The following is a 24,745-nucleotide window of genomic DNA, read 5'->3' as shown; positions in this document are numbered from 1 at the left end:
GCCGGAGCAGGCCGCGCTACTCGCCGCGGCGTCCGCTCTCTCGTTGATTGCCATCATTCGCGCCCCCGTCGGCCAACGATTCTGACGACCTGTTGTGGCCCTGTCGAACACCGGGATGCTAGCACGCGTCTCTGTGCGCACCCTATGGCGAAATGTCACCTCATGGCGCCGCGTTCGGCGACGAAATCCCAGCTCAGCCGGGCTAGTTGGACGAAGCAACCGAAAGCGGGAGCGGACCCCCGAAGGGGCCCGGACAGAGGCTGCGCCGCCCGCGCGCGCACCGCGGCGGCACACGCCCGGCGGACGCGGCGGGCCCCCCGTCCGCCCCCGCCCGCCGTCCGCACACGGCGCCCGTGTCCCGGCCGCCGCCGTACCGGAGAATGCACGCGAGGCTCACGAACGGAACAGTGGCCGGCCGCGCCCGGCCGGTCCGGTCCGGGCGCTTCGCGAAGCGCCCGGGAAAGGAGCAGCTGAGTTCATGTCCGGCCGCATCAAGCTGAGTCCCGGGGACATCGCGACGCTCGACCTGACCGACCCGCGCACCCACGCCGAGTACGACCTGTCCGAGGTCTGGCGCCATCTGCGGAGGACCCAGCCGTTCTACTGGCACCCCTCCGTGGGCGGCGCACCGGGGTTCTGGGTCGTCTCCCGGCACGCGGACGTCTCCGAGATCTACCGGGACGACAAACGGTTCACGTCGGAGCGGGGCAACGTCCTCACCACACTGCTGATGGGCGGTGATTCCGCGGCGGGCATGATGGCCGCGGTGACGGACGGGCCGCGGCACTCCGACATCCGCAAGATCCTGCTCAAGGCGTTCTCGCCGCGCACCCTGGAGGGCGTGGTGGAGAACATCCGGCGGTCCACCCGGGCCCTGGTCGCCGAGGCGGTCGCCCGCGGCGAGTGCGACTTCGCCCGGGACGTGGCGGCCGACATCCCGCTCACCGCGATCTGCGACCTGATGGGCGTGCCCGCGGCGGACCGCGCGAAGGTGCTGGAGCTGACCGCGACGGCCCTCGGCAACGACGGCGCCGCCCAGTCGCCCGCCGCCGCGTGGCAGGCGCGCAACGACATCCTCGCCTACTTCGGCACACTGGCCGAGGAGCGCCGCCGGGACCCTGGCGACGACGCGATCAGCGTGCTGGCCACCGGCACCATCGAGGGCGCGCCGCTGACCATGGACGAGATCGTGGTCAACTGCTACAGCCTGATCATCGGCGGCGACGAGACCAGCCGGATGTCGATGACCGGCGGTGTGCTCGCGCTGGTCGAGAACCCGGACCAGTGGCGGGCGTTGAAGAGCGGCGAGGCGGAGATCTCCACCGCCGTGGACGAGATCCTGCGGTGGACGACGCCCGCGCTGCACTTCGGCCGTACGGCGCTGGAGGACATACCGGCCGGCACCCAGGGACAGGTGATCAGGGCCGGGGACATCGTCACGCTGTGGAACGACTCGGCGAACATGGACGAGGAGGTCTTCGAGGCCCCGGAGCGCTTCCTGCTCGGCCGCACCCCCAACAAGCACCTGTCCTTCGGGTACGGCCCGCACTTCTGCCTCGGCGCCTACCTCGGCCGGGCGGAGATCGCCGCCATGCTGACGGCGCTGCGCGAGCTGGTGGCCTCGGTGGAGCTGCGCGGGGACACCCGGCGCAACTACTCCAACCTGCTCAGCGGCGTGACCAGTCTGCCCGTCGCGCTGCGGGCGGAGTGAGGCGGCGCGGGGCGGCCGTTCAGCGGTGGGTGCCGTCCGGCCCGGGGCGGGTCCGCCGGATCTCGGCGCGGTGCAGCGTCATCCCGCGCAGGGCCGGGTCCCATGCGAACACCGAGCGGTTCTCGTAGCCGGGCAGCTCGGCGGGCTCGCGCACGACGACGTCGTGGCCCGCCACTTCGACGGACAGCGGGCGCACGTGGGTGGACAGGATGCGGACGGGGACGCCGTGGTCGAGGGTGTAGGCGCGCAGCCCCAGGAACGTGTCCGGGCCGGAGCCGTCCTCGAAGCCGACGATCATCTCGTCCCGGCCGTTGCCGGTCAGGTCGTGGAAGCGGGGCTCGCGCAGCGGGCAGCCCGGCGCGCCGATCCGGGCGCAGGACCTGATCCTGCGGGCGGTGTCCTCGTACATGCCGTCGCCTCCCGTGACCACGCCGGGGTGGGCCGCGACCTCGGCCTGGACGACGGCCAGCGCGGAGAGCGTGTGGATGTCGCCGCCGGGCGCTGCGGACATCCCGGGCACCCGGTCGGGAGACGGCGGCACGGCCGGGCCGGCGGGCTGCTCGGGCTGCGGGCGGTCCGGCCACAGGCGGACCGGGGCCGAGGCCCTGGCCGCCGGGCCCGCGACCAGGGCCTCGCCCTGGGTCCCGCAGCCGCAGAGCAGCAGTGCGAGCCCGGCGGCCGAGGCGGCGGACAGCAGGTGACGCGGGCGCCGCGGCGCGCACCGGCGCGGCGGGCCGGACGGGAGCACGTCGCGCATCACTTCACCAGGTCCGCGTAGAAGACGATGTTGTCCGAGCGGTGGCCGTCCACGATCGGGCCGCCGCAGGTGATCAGGCGCAGTTCGGGCCGGTCGGTGTCGCCGTACACCCGGTCCGTCGGGAAGTTCTTCTTGTCCACCTGCTGGACCTCGCGGATCTCGAAGGCGGCGGTGGAGCCGTCCGCGCGGCCGACCTTGATGACGTCACCGGTCTTCAGCTTCCGGACGTCCTTCATCAGGGCCGGGCCCCGGGCCGTGTCGTAGTGCGCGACGAGGACGGCCGGACCCTTCTCCCCCGGGGTGACCCCCTTGGTGAACCAGCCCGCCTTGTCCGCCTTGTCCACCGGAGGGACGTCCAGTTCGCCGTCGCCGGTGAGGCCGAGCGGGAGGACCGGGCGGCTGTCCACCCCGGCCGCCGGGATCTGCAGACGGGTCGGCTCGGACCGCTTCATCGGGGCGGCGGCCTGCCCGGCCGGGCTGCTGACGGCGTTGTCCACCCGTACGTCCGGGCCGGGACCGCCACCGCAGGCGGTCAGGGCGCCACCGGCGGCGAGCGCGAGGACGCTCAGCGCGGCGATGCCTCCGATGCCTCCGACGCGGCCGTGGCGAGGCGTGGCGGACGTGGACATGGTGGCTCCTGGTGCGTACGGGGAGGGGGAAGCGGTGGGGCCGGCGGGCGGGCCGCTCCGGTGAGGGGGAGCGGCCCGCCCCGGTGGCGCCGCGGCTCAGGCGTCCTCGCGGGCCTTGCGGCGGTGCAGCAGCGCGAAGCCGAGGCCCGCCGCGGCCGCGGCGGCACCGCCGCCGGCGAGCAGCACGGTCGAGGTCTCCGGCGCCCCGCCGACGCCCTCGGCACCGGCCTTCACGCCGCCCTTCGGCGTGACCTGGGTCTGCTTGCCGCCGTTCTGCTGCGACTGCTGCTGCCCCTTCTTGGCGCCCTTCTGCTCTTCGGGCTTCCTTTCGTGCTTCTTCTCGCCCTTCTTTTCGCCCTTCTTCTCGTCCTTGTTCTTGTCGCCGCCCTGGACCCAGGAGGTCATGGACCCGTCGGGCTGGAGGACGAAGTGCGCGCCGTTGTGCTGCCCGTAAGCGGGCTTGCCGCCCCTGGTCTCCAGCGTGTCCATCTTGACGGGCTTGCCGGTGGCCGGGTCCTTGCCGTACATGTCGGCCTGGAAATGGTCCGGGCCCAGCTTGTAGATCTTGGCGGTGAATCCGCCGGACAGCGCCTGCGTACGGACCGGCTTGCGCTCGCCCTTGTGGTGCTCGCCCTTCTGCTGGGCGTCCTTCTGCTGCTTGCCCTCGTCGCCCTTGTTCTCCGGCTGCTGCGCGGTGGCCTCCGCCCGGGGGCCGTCGGCGAAGGCGGCAGCGGCGGGCAGCATCATCGCGGAGCCGGCGACGGCCGCGACGGCGGTGGTACGGACGAGATTGCGGCGGCGGTTGACGGTCATCAGGAGTTCCTTTGCGGTTTTCCGGACTGGGAGCGCCGTCCGGCGGTGCGCCGACGACACCGACGAAGTTAGGCAGCCCGCATCACGGAAACTCTCCGGAAATGTAACAGCCGGCCGAAGATACGGAAACGGGCAGGCGACTCCCGCGCTTTCCGGGACTTTGGTCCCGGCGGAATTCCGCGCCACTCATCCCTAAGTCGGAAAAGCAACGACCGGACACTCGGCCGAAAGATCGAGTGCCCGGTCGTCGGAATGAAATCGAGCCGCGCCCGCCGCCCGCCCGAGAATTGGTTGAATTCTGATCCAGCGGCGCGGGAAAGAAACGGCGGACTCAGCCGTCGAGGTGCACCGGCAGCGACTCGATGCCGTACACGATCGACAGCTTGCGGAACGCCAGCGCGTCCGGCTCCACCGCGAGCCGCATGTTGGGGAACCGCCGCACCAGCGCGGGATAGGCGGCCCGCAGCTCCATACGGGCCAGCTCCGCGCCGACGCACCGGTGTATGCCGTAGCCGAACGCGAGGTGCGAGGGAACGTTGCGGGACGGGTCGAAGCGCTCCATGTCGGGGCCCAGCTTGCCGTCCCGGTCGGCGCCGCTGAGCGAGCACAGCACCACGTCGCCCTTGGCGATCGGCACGCCGGCGATCTCCATGTCCTCGCGCGCGAAGCGGGGGAAGGCCACCTGGACGACGGTGAGGTAGCGCAGCAGCTCCTCGACGTAACGCTCGGCCGCCTCGTCGTCGTCCTTGAGGGCCGCGAAGTGCGACTCGTCCTGGAGCAGGACCAGGGCCCCCAGCGCCAGCATGCTCGCGGTGGTCTCGAAGCCACCGGTCAGCACGCCGTCGGCGAGGCCCGCCAGCTCCTCGTCGCTGACCGAGTCGCCGTGCTCCTTGACGATCATCCCGAGCAGTCCGTCGCCCGGGTTCTGCCGCTGCTTCTTGACCACCTCACGGAAATACGCGAGCGATTCCGATATGGCGCCGAAGGAGGCGTTGGCACCGCTGAAGAGGTCGAAGCGCGCGGCGCTCAGCCGCTCGAAGTCCGCGCGGTCCTCGTACGGCACACCGAGCAGTTCACAAATGACCAGCGACGGAATCGGCAGCGCAAAGGTCTCCACGATGTCGACCGGCTCGCCGGAGCTGCCGGCCTTCTCCATCGCGTCCAGCCGCTCCGTCACGATCTCGTGGATACGGGGCGTGAGCCGGCCGAGCCGGCGCATGGTGAATTCGGGCGTCAGCAGACGGCGCAGCCGGGTGTGCACCGGCGGGTCGGCGAATCCGAGGCCGCCGGGGTTCTGGTCGGTGCTGGCGCCGGCCTGCCCGATGAGGTTGGTGAAGTCGGAGCTGAAGGCATTGGCCTTGCCCAGCACCGCCTTGACCTCGTCGTAACCGGTGACGAGCCACACATTGGCGGCGAGCGGCACCGGCAGCTTGGAGATGGGCTCCTTCTCGCGCACCGTCGCCAGCTCGCCCACCGGGTCCAGCCCGTGCCGCCGCAACGGCATCAACACAGACTCGGGCAAGAAAGACATCCGAGACAGGTCGAAGCCCTTCTTGCGCGTTCTGGCCATATACAGGCGGCCGGCCCAGGCGATGATCCGGGAACGGAGAGTCGTCATGACGCTAATACTGCCTTTCGTCGAGGGGGACGGTCACCCGCCCTCGGCGGGCCCCGGCAAGGGCCGCCGAACGCCGGGACATCCGCTCGGCGTTCGCGGATGTGACGTGCGCCATGGACCGGTCGGCCGCATCCAGCGTGACGAGCTCAGCCTTGTACTTATGTGTGCGCGCGGTCTGAGGGCGAGTTTACAAACTGCCATTGCGCCCAATCACGGAACAACCCTTGTTCGTCCCCTAGGGGCTTCCCCGGGGAAGGCCGCACGACCCTGGCCGCCGCCCCGAACTGGCCCCGGTTCCGGGCCAGTAGGCCACCGTCGCACGGGCCGCTGCCGGGGCCGCGGAAGTACCGGACGTCGTGAGTGAAAGCCAACCGTACGCGGGGATGCGGCCCACCGTTTCCGTCACGGGCGAACGGGGCAACCCGCACACCGATTCGCGCGTCCCCGCCCCGGACGCTCCGGCGGGAGAAGCCGGAGACGCCGCGCCTCTCGCCCGGCCCGGTAATCGTGCCCGTACGGCCCGGAAAGCGCGGCCCCGCACGGCCCACCGGCCGACGCGGCCACGGCCCACCCTCCCGGAAACCGTGCCCGCCGGCCCCTACCGCCCGCCACCCGTGCCTCCCCGAGCCGGACATCCTCCCGGCCGCCTCGCCCCACCCCCTGCGACCGCTTCGCACCACACGCCCCGCCCATCCCGACATAAAGGACATATCCCTCGGCGCTTGCTACGTTGCCGGACATGACCGCATCCACGGCGGACGCTCCCCCACCGGGCCTGAGACTGCCCAGACGCCGGGGCACCGAACTGGTCCTCCTCGTCGGCGCCGTGCTCATCAGCGTCTACGGGTACATCGATGTCGGGCTCGCCCGGCAGAACGCCGTACCGGGCGACGCGGTGGGCTACGGCGCGGGCCTCGGCGTACTGGCCCTCCTCGGGCACCTCGCCGTCAGGTTCCGGGCCCCGTACGCCGACCCCCTGCTGCTGCCCATCGCCGTGCTGCTCAACGGGCTCGGGCTGGTGCTGATCTTCCGGCTCGACCTGGAGACGCCCCGGAACCAGGCCGCGCCCACCCAGCTGGTCTGGTCCGCCCTCGGCGTCGCGCTGTTCGCCGGCGTGGTCCTGCTGCTGCGCGACCACCGTGTCCTGCAGCGCTACGCGTACGTGTCGGTGGCCGCCGGTCTCGCCCTGATGATCGTCCCGATCTTCTTCCCCGCGGTGAACGGGGCGAAGATCTGGATCCGGGTGGCGGGCTTCTCCTTCCAGCCCGGCGAGTTCGCGAAGATCCTCATCACCGTCTTCTTCGCCGCCTACCTGGCGGCCAACCGCAACGCCCTCGCCCACACCGGCAGACGGATGTGGAGGTACCAGTTCCCCACCGGCCGGGTGCTCGGCCCGATCGTCACCATCTGGCTGATCAGCGTCGGCGTCCTGGTCATCGAACGCGATCTGGGCACCTCGCTGCTCTTCTTCGGCGTCTTCGTCGTCCTGCTGTACGTGGCCACCGGCCGCACCGGCTGGATCGCGATGGGCCTGCTGCTCGCCGCTGCCGGCGCCGCCGCCGTCGGCTCCCTCGAACCGCATGTGCACAGCCGGGTCTCGGACTGGCTGCACCCGTTCGCGAGCATCGACGCGGGCCGCGGCGCGAGCCAGCTCGCCCAGTCGCTGTTCGCCTTCGCGGCCGGCGGCATGCTCGGCACCGGCCTGGGCGCGGGGCACTCCGCCCTCATCGGCTTCGCCATGAAGTCCGACTTCATCCTGGCCACCTTCGGCGAGGAACTGGGGCTGGTCGGCCTGACCGTGCTCTTCCTCCTGTACGCGCTGCTGGTCGCCCGCGGCTACCGGGCGGGCCTCGCGCTGCGCGACCCGTTCGGCCGGCTGCTGGCCGTGGGCCTCGCCTCCCTGCTGGCCATCCAGGTCTTCGTCATCGCGGGCGGTGTGATGGGGCTGATCCCGCTGACCGGCATGGCGATGCCGTTCCTCGCCCAGGGCGGCTCGTCCGTCGTCACCAACTGGATCATCATCGCGCTGCTCATCCGGATCAGCGACAGCGCCCGCCGTCCGCACCCGGCCGCCGCGGAGACCGGGGTCATCGCGGGGGTACGCCCCGGCGGCGGCCGGTCGGGGTCCTCGGCCGGGCCGTCCGCGGAGGAGGACACCCCGTACCGGTCCGGCTACGGGTTCGGCGACGGGGAGGAGCGGGACCGGTGAACCGTTACATCCGCCGCGCCAGCGTCTTCTGTCTCGTGCTGCTCGTCGCCCTGCTGCTGAACGCCGCCCGCGTCCAGGTCTTCAAGGCCGACGACTACGACCGGAACCCCGCCAACCGGCGCAACGTCCTGGCCCGTTACAGCCAGCCGCGCGGCGACATCCTGGTCGGCGGCAGGCCCGTGACCGGCTCCCGGGACAGCGGCGGGCAGCTGCGGTACGAGCGCACGTACGCCGAGGGGCCGCTGTACGCGCCGGTCACCGGCTACGCCTCCCAGATCTACGGCACCTCGCTGCTGGAGAACGCCGAGGACGACATGCTGTCCGGCACCGACCCCCGGCTCGCCCCGGTCCCGCTGTGGACGGACATCACCCGTGAACAGCAGCCGGGCGGCGACGTGCACACCACGATCGACGCCGCGGCGCAGCGGGCCGCGTTCGCGGGGCTGGGCGCCAAGAAGGGCGCGGTGGCCGCCGTCGAGCCGCGGACCGGGAAGATCCTCGCGCTGGCCAGTACGCCGTCGTACGACCCGAACGACCTCGCCGGCACCGGCAAGCCGGTCACCGCCGCCTGGAGCCGGCTCACCAGCGGCGACGCGCAGCCGATGCTCAACCGCGCCCTGAAGCAGACGTATCCGCCGGGCTCCACCTTCAAGGTCGTCACGGCCGCGGCGGCGCTGGACCACCACAAGGCCGGGGACCTCGACGCGAGCACCGGCGTCCCGAGCCCGTACACCCTTCCGGGGACGTCCACACGGCTCACCAACGAGGCGGGCGGCTGCGCGAACGCGTCCCTGCGGCACGCCTTCGAGGTCTCCTGCAACACCGTCTTCGCGAGCCTGGGCGTGGCCGTCGGTCTGGACGGCATGGCCGGGACCGCGGAGAACTTCGGCTTCAACGACAAGGACCTGAAGGTCCCCTCCCCCGCCGCCCGCAGCAACTTCGACACCGACATGAACGCGGCACAGGTGGCGCTCTCGGCCATCGGCCAGTACGACACCACGGCCACCCCGCTCCAGATGGCGATGGTCGCCGCGGCGGTGGCCAACGACGGCGAGGTCAGAACCCCCTATCTGGTGGACAAGGTGACCGACGCGGACGGTGCGGCCGTCGCCACCACCCGGCCGCGGACCCTGCACCGGGCCATGAGCCGGGGCACCGCGCGCCACCTCCAGGAGCTGATGACCGGCGTGGTCACCCGGGGCACCGGCACCAACGCGGCGATCGACGGCGCCACCGTCGGCGGCAAGACCGGCACCGCGCAGCACGGGGTGCACAACGAGGGCACGCCGTACGCCTGGTTCATCTCCTGGGCGAAGCGGGACGGCGCGCGCGACCCGGCGGTGGCCGTGGCGGTGGTGGTCGAGGACGCGGCGGCCGACCGCGCGGACATCAGCGGCGGCGGCAGCGCGGCCCCCATCGCCCGTGCGGTGATGCAGGCCGCGCTACGGTGACGTACGGGGTACCGGGACGTACGGGGGGGGCACGGAACGTCCGGGGTACCGGGGATGCGGGACGCCGGTGAGCCGGGCCGGACCGCGAAGGGGCAGGGGAACGCATGGCACCTACACACCGCAGGGAACGCACCCGGCAGCCGGCCGCCCGTGACCGGGGCCGGGCCGTGCTGCCGCTCACCGAGGTCGAGGCGCTGGCCCGCCGCGCGCACGAAGGGCAGACGGACAAGGCCGGCCGTCCGTACGCTGAACATCTGGCCGCGGTCGCCGAAGGCGTACGCGCACACGGCGGCAGCGACGAACAGATCGCCGCCGCCTGGCTGCACGACGCGATCGAGGACGAAGCGCTGCCGCCCGCATGGCTGGACGGCGCCGCGCTCACCCCGCGCACCAAGGCGATGGTCCGCGCGGTGACCAAGCGCCCGGGAGAGCCGGTCGAGGCGTATACGGCGCGCATCCTCGCCACACCCGGCGCGCTGCTGGTCAAGCAGGCGGACCTGGCGCACAACGCGGACCCGGCGCGGCTGGCGGTACTGGACGCGGCGACGCGGGAGCGGCTGACCGTGAAGTACGCCCGGGTGCGCGCGCTGCTGGGGCCGGCGTAGCACCGCCGTCCGCGGTCCCGGGGCCGGCCCCGTTCCACACCGCGGACACCGCCTCGCAAAGCTGCCCCATACAGCTAACCTGCCCGCCATGACGACCTCGGAGCCCTCGGACCCCACCGCCCCATCGGCCCCCGGCGACCAGGTGGTCGCCGCCCTCCACGACGCGAGCGTCCGCCGTTTCACCACCGGACAGGTCATCCTCGACGGCATCGACTGGACCGTGCGCACCGGTGAGCACTGGGCCCTGCTCGGCGCCAACGGTGCGGGCAAGACCACCGTCCTGCGGCTGATCGGCGCGCTCATGTTCCCCACCACGGGCACGGTCGAGGTGCTCGGCCACCGGCTGGGCACCGTGGACGTGCGGGAACTGCGCGCCGCGATCGGTCTGGTCTCCAGCGCGCAGAAGGTGCCCCAGGACGCCACCGGGCACACGGTGGTGCTGACCGGAGCGACCGGAACGGTGCAGCCGCTGTGGGGCAAGTACGACGACGCGACCCGCGAGCGCGCGCACGAACTGCTGGCCGAGCTGGAGTGCAAGGACCTGGCGGACCGGCCGTACGGCGTGTGTTCCGGAGGTCAGCGGGCCCGCCTGCTCATCGCCCGCGCGCTGATGGCCGATCCGTCGCTGCTCCTCCTGGACGAGCCGTTCAACGCGCTCGACCTCCCGTCCAGGGAGGACCTGATCGACACCATGTACCGCCTGGCCGAAGGCCGCCCCGGCCTGGCGACCGTCACGGTCACCCACCACCTGGAAGAACTGTCCCCCGCCATCGGCCACGCGCTGCTGCTGCGTGAGGGCCGAGTACAAGCGCTGGGACCGGTCGAGGACGTCCTCACCGGCGACCGCATGACAGCCTGCTTCGGCCGCCCCATCGAGGTCTCCCGCCACAACGGCCGCTGGCTCGCCCGCTCGGGCCGGCGCTAGGGTCCGCTACCCCGCTCGGGGCGGCTTCAGGCCCCGTCGTCCAACTGCTCAGGCTTGACTCCGTCGTCCTGCTGTGCGCCCTCTGTGATCGCCGCCGTCACCTCCGCCTTGCGGGCGCGCTCTTCGTTCGCGAAGCGTTCGGCGTCGAGTCGTTCGGCCAGTTCCTCGTCCTGGGCCATCAGCTGGTCGAGGTTGGAGTCGCCCAGGTCGAAGACGCCCATGTCCACGTAGGCGCGCTGGAGGCGTCCGCCCCACAGGCCGATGTCCTTCACGCACGGCACGATGCGGCTGAAGAGCAGTTTGCGGAAGAGATGGAGGAATGCGGAGTTCTCGGTGATGCCGGCGGCCTCCTGGCGGGGGATGCCGAAGTTCTCCAGGACCTCCAGACCGCGCAGCCGGTCGCGCATCAGGTAGCAGCCCTCGATCACGAACTCCTCGCGCTCGCGCAGTTCGGCGTCGGTGAGCTGCTTGTAGTAGTCGCGCAGCGCGAGCCGCCCGAAGGCGACGTGGCGGGCCTCGTCCTGCATGACGTAGGCGAGGATCTGCCGGGGCAGCGGCTTGGTGGTGGTGTCGCGGATCATGCCGAAGGCGGCCAGCGCGAGGCCCTCGATCAGCACCTGCATGCCCAGGTAGGGCATGTCCCAGCGGGAGTCCCTGAGGGTGTCCCCCAGCAGCGCCTGGAGGTTGTCGTTGACCGGGTAGAGCATCCCGATCTTTTCCTTGAGGAAGCGGCTGTAGATCTCGGCGTGCCGGGCCTCGTCCATGGTCTGGGTCGCGGAGTAGAACTTCGCGTCGAGGTCGGGGACGGTCTCCACGATGCGCGCCGCGCACACCATCGCGCCCTGCTCACCGTGCAGGAACTGGCTGAACTGCCAGGAGGCGAAGTGCTGCCGCAGGGCGCCGCGTTCCTTGTCCGACATCCGGTCCCAGTGCGGCGTGCCGTACAGGGACACCGATTCGTCCGGGGTGCCGAGCGGGTCGTACGGGTCCACCTCCTGCGCCCAGTCGATGCGCAGGTTCGCGTCCCACTGCTTGTCCTTGCCCTTCTGGTACAGCGCGAGGAGGCGTTCCCGGCCGTCGTCGTACTCCCAGCTGAAGCGGGCCGGGCTGCCCGCCGGCACGGTCCACTCGTATCCGCCGGGGTCCTGTACGTACAGCTCGCGGCTCGACATCCTCGCCTCCTCGCTCCGCCGGCCCCCTGCCGGAGGTGGTCGTCGGCAGGCTCACACGGGACTTACCGGGGGGTCAATAAGTCGCGCACAGGGGATTGACGAGCTTGCTGACAAGCAGTCTCATAAGACGTGACCGCGGGTAACCCACGAGCGAGGTAGCCACAGCCATGACGACCGTGACGACAGCGACGACCGTGACGGAGCCGGAAGCCCTCCGGGACGCCCTCGGGCTGCTCAAGGACCGCGAGCAGGTGGCCGAACGACTGCTCGACTCCTCCGCCAAGCACTCCTTCGACCCGGACACCGAACTCGACTGGGACGCACCCCTGGAAGAGGGCAAGTGGTTCTGGCCGCCGGAGCTGGTGTCGCTCTACGACACCCCGCTGTGGAAGAAGATGTCCGAGGAGCAGCGGATGGAGCTGTCCCGGCACGAGGCCGCCTCGCTGGCCTCGCTGGGCATCTGGTTCGAGATCATCCTGATGCAGCTGCTGGTCCGGCACATCTACGACAAGTCCGTCACCAGCGCGCACGTACGCTACGCGCTCACCGAGATAGCCGACGAGTGCCGGCACTCGAAGATGTTCGCGCGCATGATCCAGAAGGGCGGGGCGCCCACGTACCCCGTCTCCCGCCTCAACCACAACCTGGCGCGCATCCTCAAGACCGTCTCCACCACGCCCGGTTCGTTCGCCTGCACCCTGCTCGGCGAGGAGATCCTGGACTGGATGCAGCGGCTGACCTTCCCGGACGAGCGGGTCCAGACGATCGTGCGCGGCGTCACCCGCATCCACGTCGTCGAGGAGGCCCGGCACGTCCGCTACGCCCGCGAGGAACTGCGCCGCCAGATGGTCACCGCGCCGCGCTGGGAGCAGGAGCTGACCCGGCTCAGCAGCGGGGAGGCGGCCCGCGTCTTCTCCATCGCCTTCGTCAACCCGCAGGTCTACTCGAACGTCGGGCTGGACCGGCGGGAGGCGGTCGCCCAGGTGAAGGCCAGCGGGCACCGGCGCGAGGTGATGCAGTCCGGCGCGGGCCGGCTGACGGAGTTCCTGGACGACATCGGCGTCCTGCGGGGCGTGGGCCGCAAGCTCTGGAAGAGCTCGGGGCTGCTGGCGTAGCGGCGCGGGGCACGGGACACGGGCCGCGACGGCCGGAACGCGGGTGCGATTCGGGCCCGGGCCGGGCGGCACGGCGGCGGCCCGGGCCGTGCCCGGCGGGCACCGGCGCTGCGCCGGTCCGTGCGCGCGGGTGCGCCCCGGGCCCCCGAACCCGCCCCGGCGCGTCCACGACCGGGCGGTTACGCTGCTGGGATGAACGGCAGCGGCACCGCCCCAGCAGTCCCCCGACCCGCCTACCGGCGGCTCAGCGTCGAGGAGCGCCGCTCCCAACTCCTGTCCGCCGCCCTGGGCCTGTTCGCCCAGCGCGCCCCGGAGGACGTGTCGCTGGACGACGTCGCCAACGCCGCACAGGTGTCCCGGCCGCTGGTCTACCGTTACTTCCCCGGCGGCAAGCAGCAGTTGTACGAGGCGGCCCTGCGCAGCGCGGCCGACATCCTGGAGGGCTGCTTCGACGAGCCGGAGGAAGGCCCGCTGACGCGGCGCCTCGGCCGGGCGCTCGACCGCTACCTGGCCTTCGTGGACGAGCACGACGCCGGGTTCAGCGCCCTGCTCCAGGGCGGCAGCGTCGTCGAGACCGCCCGTACGTCCGCGATCGTGGACGAGGTGCGGCGCACCGCGGCCGAGCGGATCCTGCACCACCTCGGCGCCGCCACCCCGTCGCCCCGGCTGCGGATGGCGGTCCGTACGTGGATAACCGCCGTCGAGGCCGCGTCCCTGATCTGGCTGGACGAGGAGAAGCACCCGCCGCTGGACGAGCTGCGCGACTGGCTGGTGGACCACTTCATCGCGTTGCTGACCGCGACCGCGGCCACCGACGAGCAGGCCGCGCAGGTGACGCGGGCCGCCCTGGCCATGGAGGCCGCCGACGGGCCGGTCGGCGTGCTGGCCCGGCGGGTGCTGCCTCTCGTGGGCGATGCGGCCCACCTCCTGTGATCGTCGGCCGCTCTGGCCTGACCTGCGCTTTCACCGGCTCTCGCGCGATGTGAGACTGGTGGGGTGAGAAGCGAGAACACCCCGTTCGTCGGCGGCCCGCTCGATGGGCGGGTCCTGCCGGTCCTCGTCGGCGCGACCGGCCAGCCGCCGAAGACGTACGAGATCCCGGTGCCGAACGACGACGGCAGCCCGCCGACGGTGCACCTGTACCGGCGGGCGCCGGGCCGGGCGGGGCGGCTGGGGCTGCCGCGGGGGTGGAAGTACGAGTACGACCCGGAGGGGAAGCCGCAGGGCGGGCCCAAGTGGCCGTGGTCCAGGCTGCGTTGACCGCGCTTCCGGCGGCCGGCGGGCGTACCCCGGGCGGTACCCCCGACTCCGGTCCGGACCATTGACAGCACTGGTCTAGTCCTGTTTGCTGCCTGCCCAGGGGGGAGCCGCGCTTGCGCCTCCCTGGCAAGGCCCCACTCCGCAGGGGCGGCCCCTCCCACTTCGGCACTCACGTACGTCCCCTCCGTACCGCCGACCACAAGGAGCACCCCCCATGCGCCGCAGCCGCCGCCTGTCCGAAAGACCCCTGACCGCCGCCCTGGCCACCGTCGCCGCCGGCCTCCTCGGCGCCACGGCCCTGCTCGCCGCCCCGGCCCAGGCCGCTCCACCGGCCACCGCCGCCGCCCCCGCACCGGCCGCCCGCACGCAGACGCTCCCCGAGCACGCCCTCGTCGGCTACCTGCACACCAGCTTCGCCAACGGCTCCGGCTACACCCGCCTGGCCGACGTCCCGGACAGCTGGGACGTCATCAACCTGGCCTTCGGCGAGCCGACCTCCACCACCTCCGGCGACATCCGCTTCGCGCTCTGCCCGAAGACGGAGTGTCCGGGCGTGGAGAGCGAGGCGGAGTTCAAGGCCGCGGTCGAGGCGAAGCAGGCCGCCGGCAAGAAGGTGCAGATCTCGGTCGGCGGGCAGAACGGACAGGTGCAGCTGACCACCACCGCGGCCCGCGACCGGTTCGTGCAGTCGGTCGGCGCGATCATCGACCGGTACGGGCTGGACGGCCTGGACATCGACTTCGAGGGCCACTCCCTCTCCCTGGCCACCGGCGACACCGACTTCAAGAACCCGAAGACCCCGTCGATCGTCAACCTGATCTCGGCGGTCAAGGCACTCAAGGCCCGGTACGGCGCCGGGTTCACACTCACGATGGCGCCGGAGACGTTCTTCGTCCAGCTCGGCTACCAGTTCTACGGCTCCGGCCCCTGGGGCGGCCAGGACCCGCGCGCCGGCGCCTACCTGCCGGTCGTCCACGCGCTGCGCGACGACCTCACGCTGCTGCACGTCCAGGACTACAACTCCGGCCCGGTCATGGGCCTCGACAACCAGTACCACTTCATGGGCGGCGCGGACTTCCCCATCGCGATGACCGACATGCTGCTGACCGGCTTCCCGGTCGCCGGCAACCAGAACAACGTCTTCCCCGCGCTCAAGCCGTCCCAGGTGGCCATCGGCCTGCCCGCCTCCCCGTACGCGGGCAACGGGCACATCCCGCCCGCCGAGGTCACCAAGGCCCTCAACTGCCTCACCCGGGGCACCGACTGCGGCGGCTACCGCCCCCACGGCCGCCGGCCCGGCATGCGCGGCCTGATGACCTGGTCCGTCAACTGGGACCGGTTCGGCGGCTGGGAGTTCCAGAAGAACTTCGACGCGTACTACGGCGGCTGACCGCCCCTCAGAAGCACACCACGGCCGTCACCGGGCGCCGGGACACGCCCCCGGCGCCCGATCGGGTGACCGTACCGCTCCGGTGGACGCACCCCCACGGCGAAGATACGACCACCGTGGCACGATCCGATCGAACCGGGCGGCGGACCGCGGGTCCGCCGGAGCCGAGCTGTCCGTCGGAGGTGGGTTCGTGTCGCAGCGGTGCACGCCGGTCCGGTCCGGGCCGGGGCGGGTCGTACGGTCGGTCTGCGCGATGGCGCTGGTGGGCGCGGTCACGCTGACGCTGCCCGCCGCCCCCGTCCACGCCGCCCCCGAGCCGGACCCGGCCCCGGCCGGGGAGGTCCTGGACCCCGGCGCCGCCGACGCCGGCGCCGACACCGGAACCGACGCGGGAACCGACGCCGACACGACCGGCTCCGACGACGACTCGCTCCGCCGTCTGCTGACCCGCCTCCAGGACCTCTACCGCCGCGCCGAGCAGGCCACCGAGGCGTACAACGCCACCGAAGAGGACCTGAAGGAGCAGCGCCGCACCTCCCAGGACCTCAACGTCCGGCTGGCCCGCGCCCGTACGCGGCTCGCCGACGAGCAGGCCGACGCGGGACGGCTGGCCCGCCAGCAGTACCAGGGCAGCGGCGCCGCCGGGCTGTCCACGTACCTGCGCATGCTGCTGTCCGCCGACCCCGAGGAGGTGCTGGAGGAAGGCCACCTGCTCAAGGAGGCGGCCGGCGGTCAGGCCGCCGCCGTCACCCGCCTGACCGGCGCCGAGAAGCGGGCGGACGAGCTGGCCAGGGCGGCGCGGGCGGCACTGGACGCACAGCAGGTGCTCACCGAGCGGCGGCGGCAGCAGCGGGACGCGGTGACGGGACGGCTCAAGGAGGTCGAGGAGCTGCTCGCCACGCTCTCCGACGACCAGCTCGCCGAACTCGGCAGACTGGAGCAGCGGGGCACCGACGACGCACAGCGCCGGCTGCTGGCGTCCGGCGAGCTGAGCGGGGCGCGGGCGCCTTCGGAGAGCGGCGACCGGGCCGTCCGGTACGGCCTGCGGCAGGTCGGCAAACCGTATGTGTGGGGCGCGCAGGGGCCCGACTCCTTCGACTGCTCCGGCCTCACCTCCCAGGCGTGGTCGCACGCCGGTCGGCCCATCCCGCGCACCAGCCAGGAGCAGTGGCGGCAGCTGCCGCACGTGCCGCTGAGCGCCCTGCGCCCCGGTGACCTGGTGATCTACTTCCCCGGCGCCACGCATGTCGCGATGTACCTGGGCGACGGCATGGTGGTGCAGGCCCCGCGCCCCGGCGCGCACGTCAAGATCTCCCCCATCGCGGCGAACCCGCTGCTCGGCGCCGTACGCCCGGACCGGGACGCGGCGGCCCTGCGCGCCTACGTCCCGCCGCCCCTCCCGGCGGACGCGACGGCGGGCGCCGACACGGGGTACGGGCCGGCCACCGGGCCCGCCTGACCGGAGGTGGCACTGGTGCCACCCCGGAAGTGAAACCCGTGTGATCGACCCGCGCGCCCGCGCACCGCGACCATCGTTCCCGTACGGCGGCACGGCCGTACACACACCTTGGGGAGGAACGATGCGGGTGTTCGGGAAGCGGCGGGGCAGAGCCACCGTCGCGGGCCTGGTGACGGCGACGGTCGCGGCCCTGCTGCCGGCGGCCACCGGGCCCGCCGCCGCGGCGGAGGGCGGGACGCGCGTTCCGGCGCGCTATACGGAGCAGCGGCTCAACTGGCACGCGTGCGACGGCGCACCGTCGCTGGAATGCGCGGTGATGACCGTGCCCCGCGACTGGCACCACCCCGCGGACGGCCCGGACATCGGCATTTCCGTGTCCCGGCACCGGGCGGCCGGACCGGCGGCCCGGCGGGGCGTGCTGATGATGGCGGCGGGCGGCCCCGGCGGGCAGGGCCTGACCAGACCGGCCGGCTTCGCCGAGAGGTCGCCGGCGGTGGCCGCCGCGTACGACATCGTGAGTTTCAACCAGCGCGGGCTGCCGCTCAGCACGCCCCTGCGCTGCCAGACCCCGGCGGAGTTCGACGCGTTCTTCGGCGACGACTCGCGGGACCGCTCACCCGCGGCCGTGCGCGCCACCGTACGGCGCTCGCGGGAGCTGGCCCGCGCCTGTCACGAGCGAGGCGGCGGCCTGGCCCCGTACCTCACCACCGACCAGACCGTGCGCGACATGGATCTGTTCCGCGCGCTGCTCGGCGCCCGCACGATCGCCTATTACGGGCCCTCGTACGCGGCCATGATCGGCGCCTACTACGCGACGGAGTTCCCGCACCGTGTCGACCGGCTGGTCCTGGACAGCCCGGTCGGCTTCGACGGCACCTGGCAGACCTTCGAGACGGGCCAGCCGCTCAGCTTCCAGCGGCGGTTCGAGCAGGACTTCCTGCCCTGGCTCGCCGCCCGCGACGCCACGTACCACTACGGGCGGACCGCCGCCGCGGCGGAGGCCAAGTGGGAAGCACGGCGGCGCGCCCTGGGCGCGCACCCGGCCGACCTGGGCGGGGGCCGGCGGATGACCGCCAACCGCCTGGACTTCGGGACCGGCCAGGCCCTCTACAACACCGCCCGCGGTTTCGCCCCGCTGGCCACCGCGCTCGCCGCCCTCGACCACTGGGGCACCGCCACGGCGGCCGAGCGCGACACGGCCGGGAAGGTCTTCGGCGGCTACCTCAGCCCGGAGTTCCTCGCCGAGTTCACCGCGGTGACGTGCAACGACACCCCGTGGAGCCGTGACATGGCCGGGTGGGTGCGCCGTACCGCCGCGTACACCGCGCGGTATCCGCTGGTCGGGGCGCGGTCGCTGGCCTTCGCGGCGACCTGCGCCGCCTGGCCCGCCTCCCGCGCCCCACGCGTCCGGGTCAGCGGCGCGGGCCTGCCGCCGACCCTCATGCTCGCCTCCCGGCACGACCCGGCCGCCCACTACGAGGGCGCCCTGCGGGCCCACCGGGCCCTGCGCGGCTCCCGCCTGGTCACCGTCGCGGGCGGCGACCACGGGCAGTACCAGAACGGCAACGCGTGCGTGGACGCCCTGGTGGGCAGGTACCTGCTCACGGGCGCGGCCCCGGCGGGGAACGTGAGCTGCCCGCAACCGGCCCGTCCGGCCTCTGAGGCCGATCAGTGAAGCTGCCCGGTCACCACCGGCCCGTCCGGCGCTTGAGGACAACGCGCCCCCGGGCGCACCAGGACCGCCGGCTAACCGAGCGAAGCGAGATACGCCTCCGCCTTCTCCGGCTCGAAGAAGAAGTTGTCGAAGTCGGCCGGGTCGTTGAACCCGTTCGCGAACCGGTCGGCGACCGGCTGGAGCTGTCCGGCCGCGCCGATCAGGTTCAGCACGTGCTCCGGCGGCGGCGCCAGCATCGCGTTGGTCCACCTGGTGACGTGCTGGGCGGTCTGCCAGTAGCGGTCGAAGGCGGACTGCATCCACTCCGCGTCGAAGGGCCGGTCACCGTGTTCGATGATCGAGGCGAGGTAGGAGGCGGCGCACTTGGACGCGGAGTTGGAGCCCTGGCCGGTGATCGGGTCGTTGGCGACCACGACGTCCGCGACGCCGAGGACCAGCCCGCCGGAGGGCAGCCGGCCGACGGGGTGGCGCACGGTCGGCGCGTAGCGCCCGGCCAGCGTGCCGTTGGCGTCGGTCAGCTCGACCTTGGTGGCGCGCGCGTACTCCCAGGGGGTGAAGCGTTCCATCAGCTCCAGGGTCGTCGCCAGATGCTCGTGGGGGTCCCGGATGTTCGCGAAGACGTCCAGCGGGCCGCCGGGTATGCCCTCCCAGAAGAGGATGTCGGCGCGGCCGGAGTTGGTCAGCGTCGGCATGATGAACAGCTCGCCGACGCCCGGTACGAGATTGCAGCGCACCGCGTCGAAGTCGGGGTGCTCCGGGCGCGGGCCCAGACCGTGCACGTACGCCACGGACAGCGCGCGCTGCGGGGCGTCGTACGGCGAACGGGACGCGTCGCGCCCGAACATGGACACCAGTTCGCCCTTGCCGGCGGAGACCAGCGTCAGGTCGTAGCGGCTCGCGAAGAAGTCGAGGTCGGAGACGGCGGCGCCGTGGATGACGAGCTGCCCTCCGCGCTGCGCGAAGGTCTCCATCCAGCCGGCCATCTTCAGGCGCTGGTCGACGGACTGGGCGTAGCCGTCCAGCTTGCCGACCCAGTCGACGGCCCGCTGGGTGCCGCCGGGCTCCGCGTGGCTGCCGGGGGCGGCGACCGAGACGCCCAGGCCCTCGATGCGCGGGGCCTGGTTCTCCCAGAAGTTCAGCGCCAGGTCGCGCTCGTGCTGGAGCGCGGTGTGGAACATGCACTGCGTGGACATCACGCGGCCGGAGCGGATCTCGTCGGCGGTGCGGTTGGACATGAGGGTGACCTCATAGCCCTGGGACTGGAGCCCGAGGGCGAGCTGGAGCCCGGACTGGCCGGCTCCGACGATGAGTATCTTCCGCATGGTTGTGCTCTCTTCCCAGATACGGGGGGGGCGGCTCGGGCTATTCGGGAGTGGTTTCGAGGGCGTGGGCGACGAGCGTGAGCAGCGACTCGACGACCGTGATCCGCTTGCGCGCGTCCATGATCACGACGGGCACGTGCGGCGGCACGGTCAGCGCCTCGCGTACGTCCTCGACGGCGTACTCGGCCGTCCCCTCGAAGTGGTTGACCGCGACGACGTACGGCAGGCCGCAGCTCTCGAAGTAGTCCAGCGCGGGGAAGCAGTCGTCCAGCCGGCGGGTGTCGGCCATCACGACGGCGCCGATCGCGCCGCGCACCAGGTCGTCCCACATGAACCAGAAGCGCTGCTGCCCCGGCGTGCCGAACAGGTACAGCACCAGGTCGGAGTCGAGGGTGATCCGCCCGAAGTCCATCGCGACCGTGGTCGTGGTCTTCTCCGGGGTGGCGGACAGGTCGTCCGTGCCCTCGCTGGCCTGCGTCATCACCGCCTCGGTCTGCAACGGGGTGATCTCGGAGACCGAGCCGACGAAGGTCGTCTTGCCCACCCCGAAGCCGCCGGCCACCACGATCTTGGTCGCGATGGGGGCGCGGGAACGATCCGTCTGCCAGCTCTGGAGCCCCGCCTCCTCGTCGAGCGCCGGTTCCCCGGCGGCGGACACCTGCGGCGCTCCGGCCACCCCGGCCGCGGCGGCCGTCATCGTGTCAGAGCCTGCGAAGTCCACCCAACACCCTTTCCAGCAGTGCGCGGTCGGGCCGGCCGGTGCCGTGCCCGGTGCCGTAGACGCGGATCTTTCCTTGGTCGGCGAGGTCGCTGAGCAGCACCCGGACCACGCCCAGCGGCATCTTGAGCAGCGCGGAGATCTCCGCGACCGAGCGCATCCGGCGGCACAGCTCGACGATCGCGCGCATCTCCGGCATCACCCGGTCGCCCCAGCCGCCGGAGGTCAGCTCCCGGCGCTCCTCCGGGCCGTCCAGGGCGGCCACGAACGTCTCGACCAGCAGGACGTGCCCGAAGCGGGTGCGCCCGCCGGTGAGCGAGTACGGACGCACCCGCGACGGTTTGCGGTCCCCGCCGCGGACGGGGAGCTCGGGGCTGGGGCTCACTGGGCGCTCTCCATCGACTTGCGCAGCTCGCTGCGGAGTTCGGGGGTCAGGACGTGGCCGGCCCGGCCGACGAACAGCGCCATGTGGTAGGCGATGACGCTCATGTCGCAGTCCGGGGTGGCGTGCACCCCGAGCAGCGAGCCGTCGCTGATCGACATGACGAAGAGGCTGCCCTCGTCCATCGCGACCATGGTCTGCTTGACCGTTCCGCCGTCCATCAGTTCGGCCGCGCCCGTGGTGAGGCTGCCCAGCCCGGAGACGATGGTGGCCAGGTCCGCGCTGGATCCGCGCGGGCTCTGCTGCCCGGCCCGGGGCGCCGCGGCGGCGAGTGCCGGGTCGGAGGAGAGCAGCAGCAGTCCGTCGGAGGAGACCACGGCCACCGAGCGGATGCCCGGTACCTCATCGACCAGATTCGTCAGCAACCAGTGCAGGTTCCGTGCCTGGCTGCTCAGTCCGTAAGCAGTGGGCGCTTGCGCGTTCAATCGCGTGCCTCCTCGACAACGTGGCTCTCTCCCGGGGCCCCCGCTCCGTCGGTGTCCGTCTGTGGGATGGTCTGCTCCGCTGTACGTTCCGCGATCTCGGCCTCGACATCGCGCCGGCCGTCCCGCGCCCCCTGCTGGAAGCCGCCGAGCCGGGCCCGCAGGGCCTCGGCGTTGACCGCCGCACTGCCCGTACGCGGGGTGGCGGGCGGCTTCCGCGCCACGATCCGGGGCGTGCGCTTGGGCAGGCCCTGGTCGGTCAGCCGGCGCGGCGCGGCGGCGCCTTCGCCGGCCGGTGTGGCGTCGTCCTGCTGCGGCCGGGCGTGCCGCCCGGCAGGCGGTGCCGCGGCGTCCGGCCGGGTGTGCTCGGCGGGTCCGGCGGTGTACGGGCCGGAGGCGCCGCGGCCGGTGGTCGTGTCCGCGGCGGGTGCCGTGGCGCCGGGCGCCGGGCGTTCCGCGGGCCGGCCGTGCTCGGCGGTCTCCTTGGCGTACGGGCCGGGCGACTGCGGCCCGTACGGGCTCGTTCCGGCCGCCGGGCCGTCGGTCGCCGCGGCGGCGGGTGTCTCGGGACCGGCGGGTGCCTGGGGCCCGGCGGGTGCCTCACGTCCGGCGGGCGCCTCGGGCCCGGCGGGTTCCGCAGCGGCTTCCGGGGCGGGTGCCGCGACCGGCTCCGCGGCCGGTTCCCCTGCCGGGGCCGGGTCCTGAGCCTGGGCCGGGACCTGGGCCGGGCCCGGTGCCGGGACCGGCGCCTCCTCGGAACCGTGGACCGTTTCGGCGGTGCCACCCTGTTCCAGGCGCGGCAGCCGCGTCTGGAGCGTGTTGGAGTTGGCCTCGGCCACCGAGCCGGGCAGGTTCTGGGTGCCGCCCTCGCCGGGCGGCGCGGGCGTGACGGCGCCCGGTGCCGGGCGGGTGGGCAGGATGGCCGCGGGCAGCACGACGACCGCCGTGATCCCGCCCTGCTTCTGGTCCCGCAGCTGTACGCGCACACCGTGGCGGGCGGCGAGCCGTACGACGACGTACAGACCGAGCCCGAGGGTCTCGTCCTCCGTACCGAGCCCGTCGTCGTCCCCGGCGGGGTCGGCGAGGCGGGCGTTCAGCTCCGCCAGGCGCTCCCCGGTCATCCCTATGCCCTCGTCCTGCACGGAGAGCATGACCTCGCCGCTCTCCAGCAGCCAGCCGGACAGCTCGACGTGGGAGTCCGGCGGCGAGAAGGCGGTGGCGTTCTCCAGCAGCTCGGCGACGAGGTGGCTGATGTCGTCGGCGGCGAACCCGGCGACCTGGGAGTGCGGCGGCAGCGACTGGATGCGGACCCGCTCGTACCGTTCGATCTCGCTGATCGAGGCGCGCAGCACGTCCAGCAGCGGAACCGGCCCGGGGTGCCCGGTGCCGTGCTCCGTTCCGGCCAGCACGAGCAGGTTCTCGCTGTTGCGCCGCATCCGGGCGGCGAAGTGGTCCAGCTTGAAGAGGGTCTCCAGCCGGTCGGGGTCCTGCTCCTTCTGTTCCAGCGACTCGATGACGGTCAGCTGGCGCTCCACCAGACCCAGGGTGCGCAGGGCGAGGTTGACGTACCGGCCGTGCACGCCGGTGCGCAGCGCCGTCATCCGCCCGGTGAGGTCCGCGACCTCCTGGCGCAGCGCCGCCCGCTCCTCCTGGAGCCCCTCACGCTCGGCCACCAGGCGCCGGCGCCCGCCGACCAGCCGGGCGCGCTCGCCCTCCAGTTCGGCGATCCGGCGGCCGGCCTCGCCCACCCGGGCGTGCAGGGCGTTGACGGACCGTACGGCGTCGGCGAACTCGTCGTTGCGCCCCTTGAACGCCACCGGGGCCTCGCCCGCCGGGTCGGCCGCCACCCGCTGGGCGCCCAGCCGCAGCGCCGCGAGCGGCCGGGTCACCGAGCGCCATGCGGAGACGCTGGCACCGGCCGCGATCAGCAGGCAGACGCCGACCAGCGCGATCCGGAGCTCCAGCGCCGTGACGTCGTCGTCGCGCAGCGCGCTCAGCCGGTCGATGTCGGCGGTGGCCATCGACGCCTCGACGCCGCGCATCAGCCCGATCCGGGCGGTGAGCGCGGTCTTCACGCGCGCGCTGCTCAGCCGCTGGTCGTCGGCGTCCAGCCGCGGCTGGTCGGTGAGCTTGGCGAGGTAGGCCTCGGCGGTGTTCACGTCGCCGCCGTTGACGGTGCGGTCGTAGGCGTCCCGGGCCTTGGGGCTCGCCGACTGCTTGAAGGCGGCCAGCGCGGCCTGTTCGCGGACGAAGGACGTCTGGGCGGTGGCGGTGAGCCTGGGCTGCGGGCCGCCGGCGGCGAGGGCCGGGACGAGCAGGGCGCGGGTGGCGGCCGCCTGGTCGGTGGCGCGGCCGAGCTGCGGCAGGGCCCGGACGTCCGGCGCGATGTCGTTCGCGCGGGCGGGGAGGTCGCGGGCGATGGCGTCGGACAGCGCGCCGAGCGCCTGGACGGCGGCCGTGTAGGCGTCGAAGGTCTCGGTGACCTGCCCGGGCCCGGAGAGTGCTTTCTGGCGGGTCTGCGGCAGCGCGGTGAGGAGCTTGTCCGCCGCGCGGTAGGCGTCGGTGGCACCGGCGGCACCGTTCGCCACCCCGCGCAGCTCGCCGATCTGCCGGTCCACGCGGGCCCGCTGGGATTCCGGGACGCCCGCGCCGCCGTTCTTGGCGGAGCGCCCGCCCGCGACGAATTCGGTCATCGCGTCCCGCTCGTCGGCGAGGGAGTGCGCGAGCGTGACGGCATGGGCGTTCAGCCCGGCGAGGTCGACCAGCCGCTGGGAGTCGTGGACGTCGTCCACGGCGGAGAAGATGGCGGGCGCGCCGGCGCCCAGGACGGCGAGTGCCGCGACGGCCACCGCGCCGACGAGCCGGTTGCGCACCCGCGCGGGGCGTCCGGCGGGCGACGGGACGGGTGCGGCGGGAGTGTCCTGGGACGTACCTTTCCTACGGTTTTGCGGCGCGCCGGGAGACCCCGCGGCGCCCGGCGCCGCTCCGGTCCCCGGGGGCGCGTCCGGGGCGACGCCCGGAGCCGTACCCGAAACCGGACCGGCCGGCGATC

At 72.9% G+C, this 24,745-nt stretch carries 21 protein-coding genes; 11 read left to right on the top strand and 10 right to left on the bottom strand.

Annotation, left to right across the window (positions count from 1 at the left end; translation table 11 throughout):
• Positions 1 to 478: 478 nt before the first annotated feature.
• Positions 479 to 1,711 carry a cytochrome P450 gene (locus ACH4FX_RS18040; protein WP_398479949.1) on the top strand — a complete coding sequence of 411 codons (1,233 nt, stop codon included), beginning with the start codon at positions 479 to 481 and terminating at the stop codon, positions 1,709 to 1,711.
• Between the two features lie 19 nt (positions 1,712 to 1,730).
• Here the strand turns inward: ACH4FX_RS18040 and ACH4FX_RS18035 are convergent, their stop codons facing one another.
• From ACH4FX_RS18035 to ACH4FX_RS18020, 4 genes are all read right to left on the bottom strand, one after another.
• Complete coding sequence (locus ACH4FX_RS18035; RefSeq protein WP_398479947.1) at positions 1,731 to 2,468, bottom strand: hypothetical protein; 738 nt, start codon at positions 2,466 to 2,468, stop codon at positions 1,731 to 1,733.
• Positions 2,468 to 3,097, bottom strand: coding sequence for a class F sortase (locus tag ACH4FX_RS18030; protein ID WP_398479945.1), 630 nt, complete (start codon positions 3,095 to 3,097; stop codon positions 2,468 to 2,470). Before ACH4FX_RS18030 ends, ACH4FX_RS18035 begins: the two co-directional genes overlap by 1 nt.
• 96 nt (positions 3,098 to 3,193) lie before the next feature.
• The gene (locus tag ACH4FX_RS18025; protein ID WP_398479943.1) at positions 3,194 to 3,910 is read right to left on the bottom strand and encodes a hypothetical protein; all 717 of its coding nucleotides are present in this window, start codon (positions 3,908 to 3,910) and stop codon (positions 3,194 to 3,196) included.
• 331 nt (positions 3,911 to 4,241) lie between these two features.
• The gene (locus ACH4FX_RS18020; protein WP_398479941.1) at positions 4,242 to 5,528 is read right to left on the bottom strand and encodes a cytochrome P450; all 1,287 of its coding nucleotides are present in this window, start codon (positions 5,526 to 5,528) and stop codon (positions 4,242 to 4,244) included.
• Positions 5,529 to 6,267: 739 nt separating this feature from the next.
• On the opposite strand from ACH4FX_RS18020, the gene ACH4FX_RS18015 reads away from it, so the two are divergent.
• From ACH4FX_RS18015 to ACH4FX_RS18000, 4 genes are all read left to right on the top strand, one after another.
• Positions 6,268 to 7,737, top strand: coding sequence for an FtsW/RodA/SpoVE family cell cycle protein (locus tag ACH4FX_RS18015; RefSeq protein ID WP_398479939.1), 1,470 nt, complete (start codon positions 6,268 to 6,270; stop codon positions 7,735 to 7,737).
• On the top strand, positions 7,734 to 9,188 hold the full coding sequence (locus ACH4FX_RS18010) for a penicillin-binding transpeptidase domain-containing protein (protein WP_398479937.1): 1,455 nt from the start codon (positions 7,734 to 7,736) through the stop codon (positions 9,186 to 9,188). Before ACH4FX_RS18015 ends, ACH4FX_RS18010 begins: the two co-directional genes overlap by 4 nt.
• A gap of 104 nt (positions 9,189 to 9,292) precedes the next feature.
• Complete coding sequence (locus tag ACH4FX_RS18005; protein ID WP_398479935.1) at positions 9,293 to 9,793, top strand: HD domain-containing protein; 501 nt, start codon at positions 9,293 to 9,295, stop codon at positions 9,791 to 9,793.
• A gap of 88 nt (positions 9,794 to 9,881) precedes the next feature.
• Complete coding sequence (locus ACH4FX_RS18000; protein WP_398479933.1) at positions 9,882 to 10,718, top strand: ABC transporter ATP-binding protein; 837 nt, start codon at positions 9,882 to 9,884, stop codon at positions 10,716 to 10,718.
• A gap of 26 nt (positions 10,719 to 10,744) precedes the next feature.
• Here the strand turns inward: ACH4FX_RS18000 and ACH4FX_RS17995 are convergent, their stop codons facing one another.
• The gene (locus ACH4FX_RS17995; protein ID WP_398479931.1) at positions 10,745 to 11,890 is read right to left on the bottom strand and encodes a ferritin-like domain-containing protein; all 1,146 of its coding nucleotides are present in this window, start codon (positions 11,888 to 11,890) and stop codon (positions 10,745 to 10,747) included.
• A gap of 167 nt (positions 11,891 to 12,057) precedes the next feature.
• On the opposite strand from ACH4FX_RS17995, the gene ACH4FX_RS17990 reads away from it, so the two are divergent.
• The 6 genes from ACH4FX_RS17990 (at position 12,058) to ACH4FX_RS17965 (ending at position 18,789) form a co-directional block, all read left to right on the top strand.
• Positions 12,058 to 13,005, top strand: coding sequence for a diiron oxygenase (locus ACH4FX_RS17990; protein WP_398479929.1), 948 nt, complete (start codon positions 12,058 to 12,060; stop codon positions 13,003 to 13,005).
• A gap of 192 nt (positions 13,006 to 13,197) precedes the next feature.
• The gene (locus tag ACH4FX_RS17985) at positions 13,198 to 13,938 is read left to right on the top strand and encodes a TetR/AcrR family transcriptional regulator (RefSeq protein WP_398479927.1); all 741 of its coding nucleotides are present in this window, start codon (positions 13,198 to 13,200) and stop codon (positions 13,936 to 13,938) included.
• Positions 13,939 to 14,001: 63 nt separating this feature from the next.
• Positions 14,002 to 14,265: a hypothetical protein gene (locus tag ACH4FX_RS17980; protein WP_398479925.1), complete on the top strand. Its 264-nt coding sequence runs from the start codon at positions 14,002 to 14,004 to the stop codon at positions 14,263 to 14,265.
• Positions 14,266 to 14,479: 214 nt separating this feature from the next.
• Entirely contained in the window at positions 14,480 to 15,655 is a 1,176-nt protein-coding gene (locus ACH4FX_RS17975) for a chitinase (protein WP_398479923.1), read from the top strand.
• 190 nt (positions 15,656 to 15,845) lie between these two features.
• Positions 15,846 to 17,114, top strand: a complete 1,269-nt coding sequence (locus tag ACH4FX_RS17970) for an NlpC/P60 family protein (RefSeq protein ID WP_398479921.1) — start codon at positions 15,846 to 15,848, stop codon at positions 17,112 to 17,114.
• 121 nt (positions 17,115 to 17,235) lie between these two features.
• Positions 17,236 to 18,789: an alpha/beta hydrolase gene (locus ACH4FX_RS17965; protein WP_398479919.1), complete on the top strand. Its 1,554-nt coding sequence runs from the start codon at positions 17,236 to 17,238 to the stop codon at positions 18,787 to 18,789.
• A gap of 71 nt (positions 18,790 to 18,860) precedes the next feature.
• Here the strand turns inward: ACH4FX_RS17965 and ACH4FX_RS17960 are convergent, their stop codons facing one another.
• The 5 genes from ACH4FX_RS17960 to ACH4FX_RS17940 are packed head-to-tail and all read right to left on the bottom strand — an operon-like array spanning position 18,861 to position 24,566.
• The gene (locus ACH4FX_RS17960) at positions 18,861 to 20,111 is read right to left on the bottom strand and encodes a styrene monooxygenase/indole monooxygenase family protein (RefSeq protein ID WP_398479917.1); all 1,251 of its coding nucleotides are present in this window, start codon (positions 20,109 to 20,111) and stop codon (positions 18,861 to 18,863) included.
• A 40-nt stretch (positions 20,112 to 20,151) separates the two neighbouring features.
• Positions 20,152 to 20,808, bottom strand: a complete 657-nt coding sequence (locus tag ACH4FX_RS17955; protein WP_398479915.1) for a GTP-binding protein — start codon at positions 20,806 to 20,808, stop codon at positions 20,152 to 20,154.
• A gap of 4 nt (positions 20,809 to 20,812) precedes the next feature.
• The gene (locus tag ACH4FX_RS17950; protein WP_398479913.1) at positions 20,813 to 21,214 is read right to left on the bottom strand and encodes a DUF742 domain-containing protein; all 402 of its coding nucleotides are present in this window, start codon (positions 21,212 to 21,214) and stop codon (positions 20,813 to 20,815) included.
• Positions 21,211 to 21,696: a roadblock/LC7 domain-containing protein gene (locus ACH4FX_RS17945; RefSeq protein ID WP_398479911.1), complete on the bottom strand. Its 486-nt coding sequence runs from the start codon at positions 21,694 to 21,696 to the stop codon at positions 21,211 to 21,213. The genes ACH4FX_RS17950 and ACH4FX_RS17945 overlap by 4 nt, the downstream gene beginning before the upstream one ends.
• Positions 21,693 to 24,566 (bottom strand): nitrate- and nitrite sensing domain-containing protein, encoded by a 2,874-nt coding sequence (locus ACH4FX_RS17940; protein ID WP_398479909.1) that lies wholly within the window; start codon positions 24,564 to 24,566, stop codon positions 21,693 to 21,695. The genes ACH4FX_RS17945 and ACH4FX_RS17940 overlap by 4 nt, the downstream gene beginning before the upstream one ends.
• Between the last annotated feature and the right edge of the window lie 179 nt (positions 24,567 to 24,745).

Source organism: Streptomyces sp. NPDC018019 (genome assembly GCF_044327805.1).
In the GTDB taxonomy this organism is placed as follows: Bacteria; Actinomycetota; Actinomycetes; order Streptomycetales; family Streptomycetaceae; genus Streptomyces.
The sequence above is the reverse complement of the archived record's forward strand: the minus strand, read 5'-3'. Positions and strand labels throughout refer to the sequence as shown.

Bases quoted from the DNA above. Each gene is read 5' to 3' on its own strand.
- ACH4FX_RS17955 (WP_398479915.1), bottom strand. From the start codon at position 20,808: ATGACGGCCGCCGCGGCCGGGGTGGCCGGAGCGCCGCAGGTGTCCGCC.
- ACH4FX_RS17965 (WP_398479919.1), top strand. From the start codon at position 17,236: ATGCGGGTGTTCGGGAAGCGGCGGGGCAGAGCCACCGTCGCGGGCCTG.
- ACH4FX_RS17985 (WP_398479927.1), top strand. From the start codon at position 13,198: ATGAACGGCAGCGGCACCGCCCCAGCAGTCCCCCGACCCGCCTACCGG.
- ACH4FX_RS18005 (WP_398479935.1), top strand. From the start codon at position 9,293: ATGGCACCTACACACCGCAGGGAACGCACCCGGCAGCCGGCCGCCCGT.
- ACH4FX_RS17960 (WP_398479917.1), bottom strand. From the start codon at position 20,111: ATGCGGAAGATACTCATCGTCGGAGCCGGCCAGTCCGGGCTCCAGCTC.
- ACH4FX_RS18035 (WP_398479947.1), bottom strand. From the start codon at position 2,468: ATGCGCGACGTGCTCCCGTCCGGCCCGCCGCGCCGGTGCGCGCCGCGG.
- ACH4FX_RS18020 (WP_398479941.1), bottom strand. From the start codon at position 5,528: ATGACGACTCTCCGTTCCCGGATCATCGCCTGGGCCGGCCGCCTGTAT.
- ACH4FX_RS18000 (WP_398479933.1), top strand. From the start codon at position 9,882: ATGACGACCTCGGAGCCCTCGGACCCCACCGCCCCATCGGCCCCCGGC.
- ACH4FX_RS17990 (WP_398479929.1), top strand. From the start codon at position 12,058: ATGACGACCGTGACGACAGCGACGACCGTGACGGAGCCGGAAGCCCTC.
- ACH4FX_RS17975 (WP_398479923.1), top strand. From the start codon at position 14,480: ATGCGCCGCAGCCGCCGCCTGTCCGAAAGACCCCTGACCGCCGCCCTG.
- ACH4FX_RS18030 (WP_398479945.1), bottom strand. From the start codon at position 3,097: ATGTCCACGTCCGCCACGCCTCGCCACGGCCGCGTCGGAGGCATCGGA.
- ACH4FX_RS17995 (WP_398479931.1), bottom strand. From the start codon at position 11,890: ATGTCGAGCCGCGAGCTGTACGTACAGGACCCCGGCGGATACGAGTGG.
- ACH4FX_RS18015 (WP_398479939.1), top strand. From the start codon at position 6,268: ATGACCGCATCCACGGCGGACGCTCCCCCACCGGGCCTGAGACTGCCC.
- ACH4FX_RS18025 (WP_398479943.1), bottom strand. From the start codon at position 3,910: ATGACCGTCAACCGCCGCCGCAATCTCGTCCGTACCACCGCCGTCGCG.
- ACH4FX_RS18040 (WP_398479949.1), top strand. From the start codon at position 479: ATGTCCGGCCGCATCAAGCTGAGTCCCGGGGACATCGCGACGCTCGAC.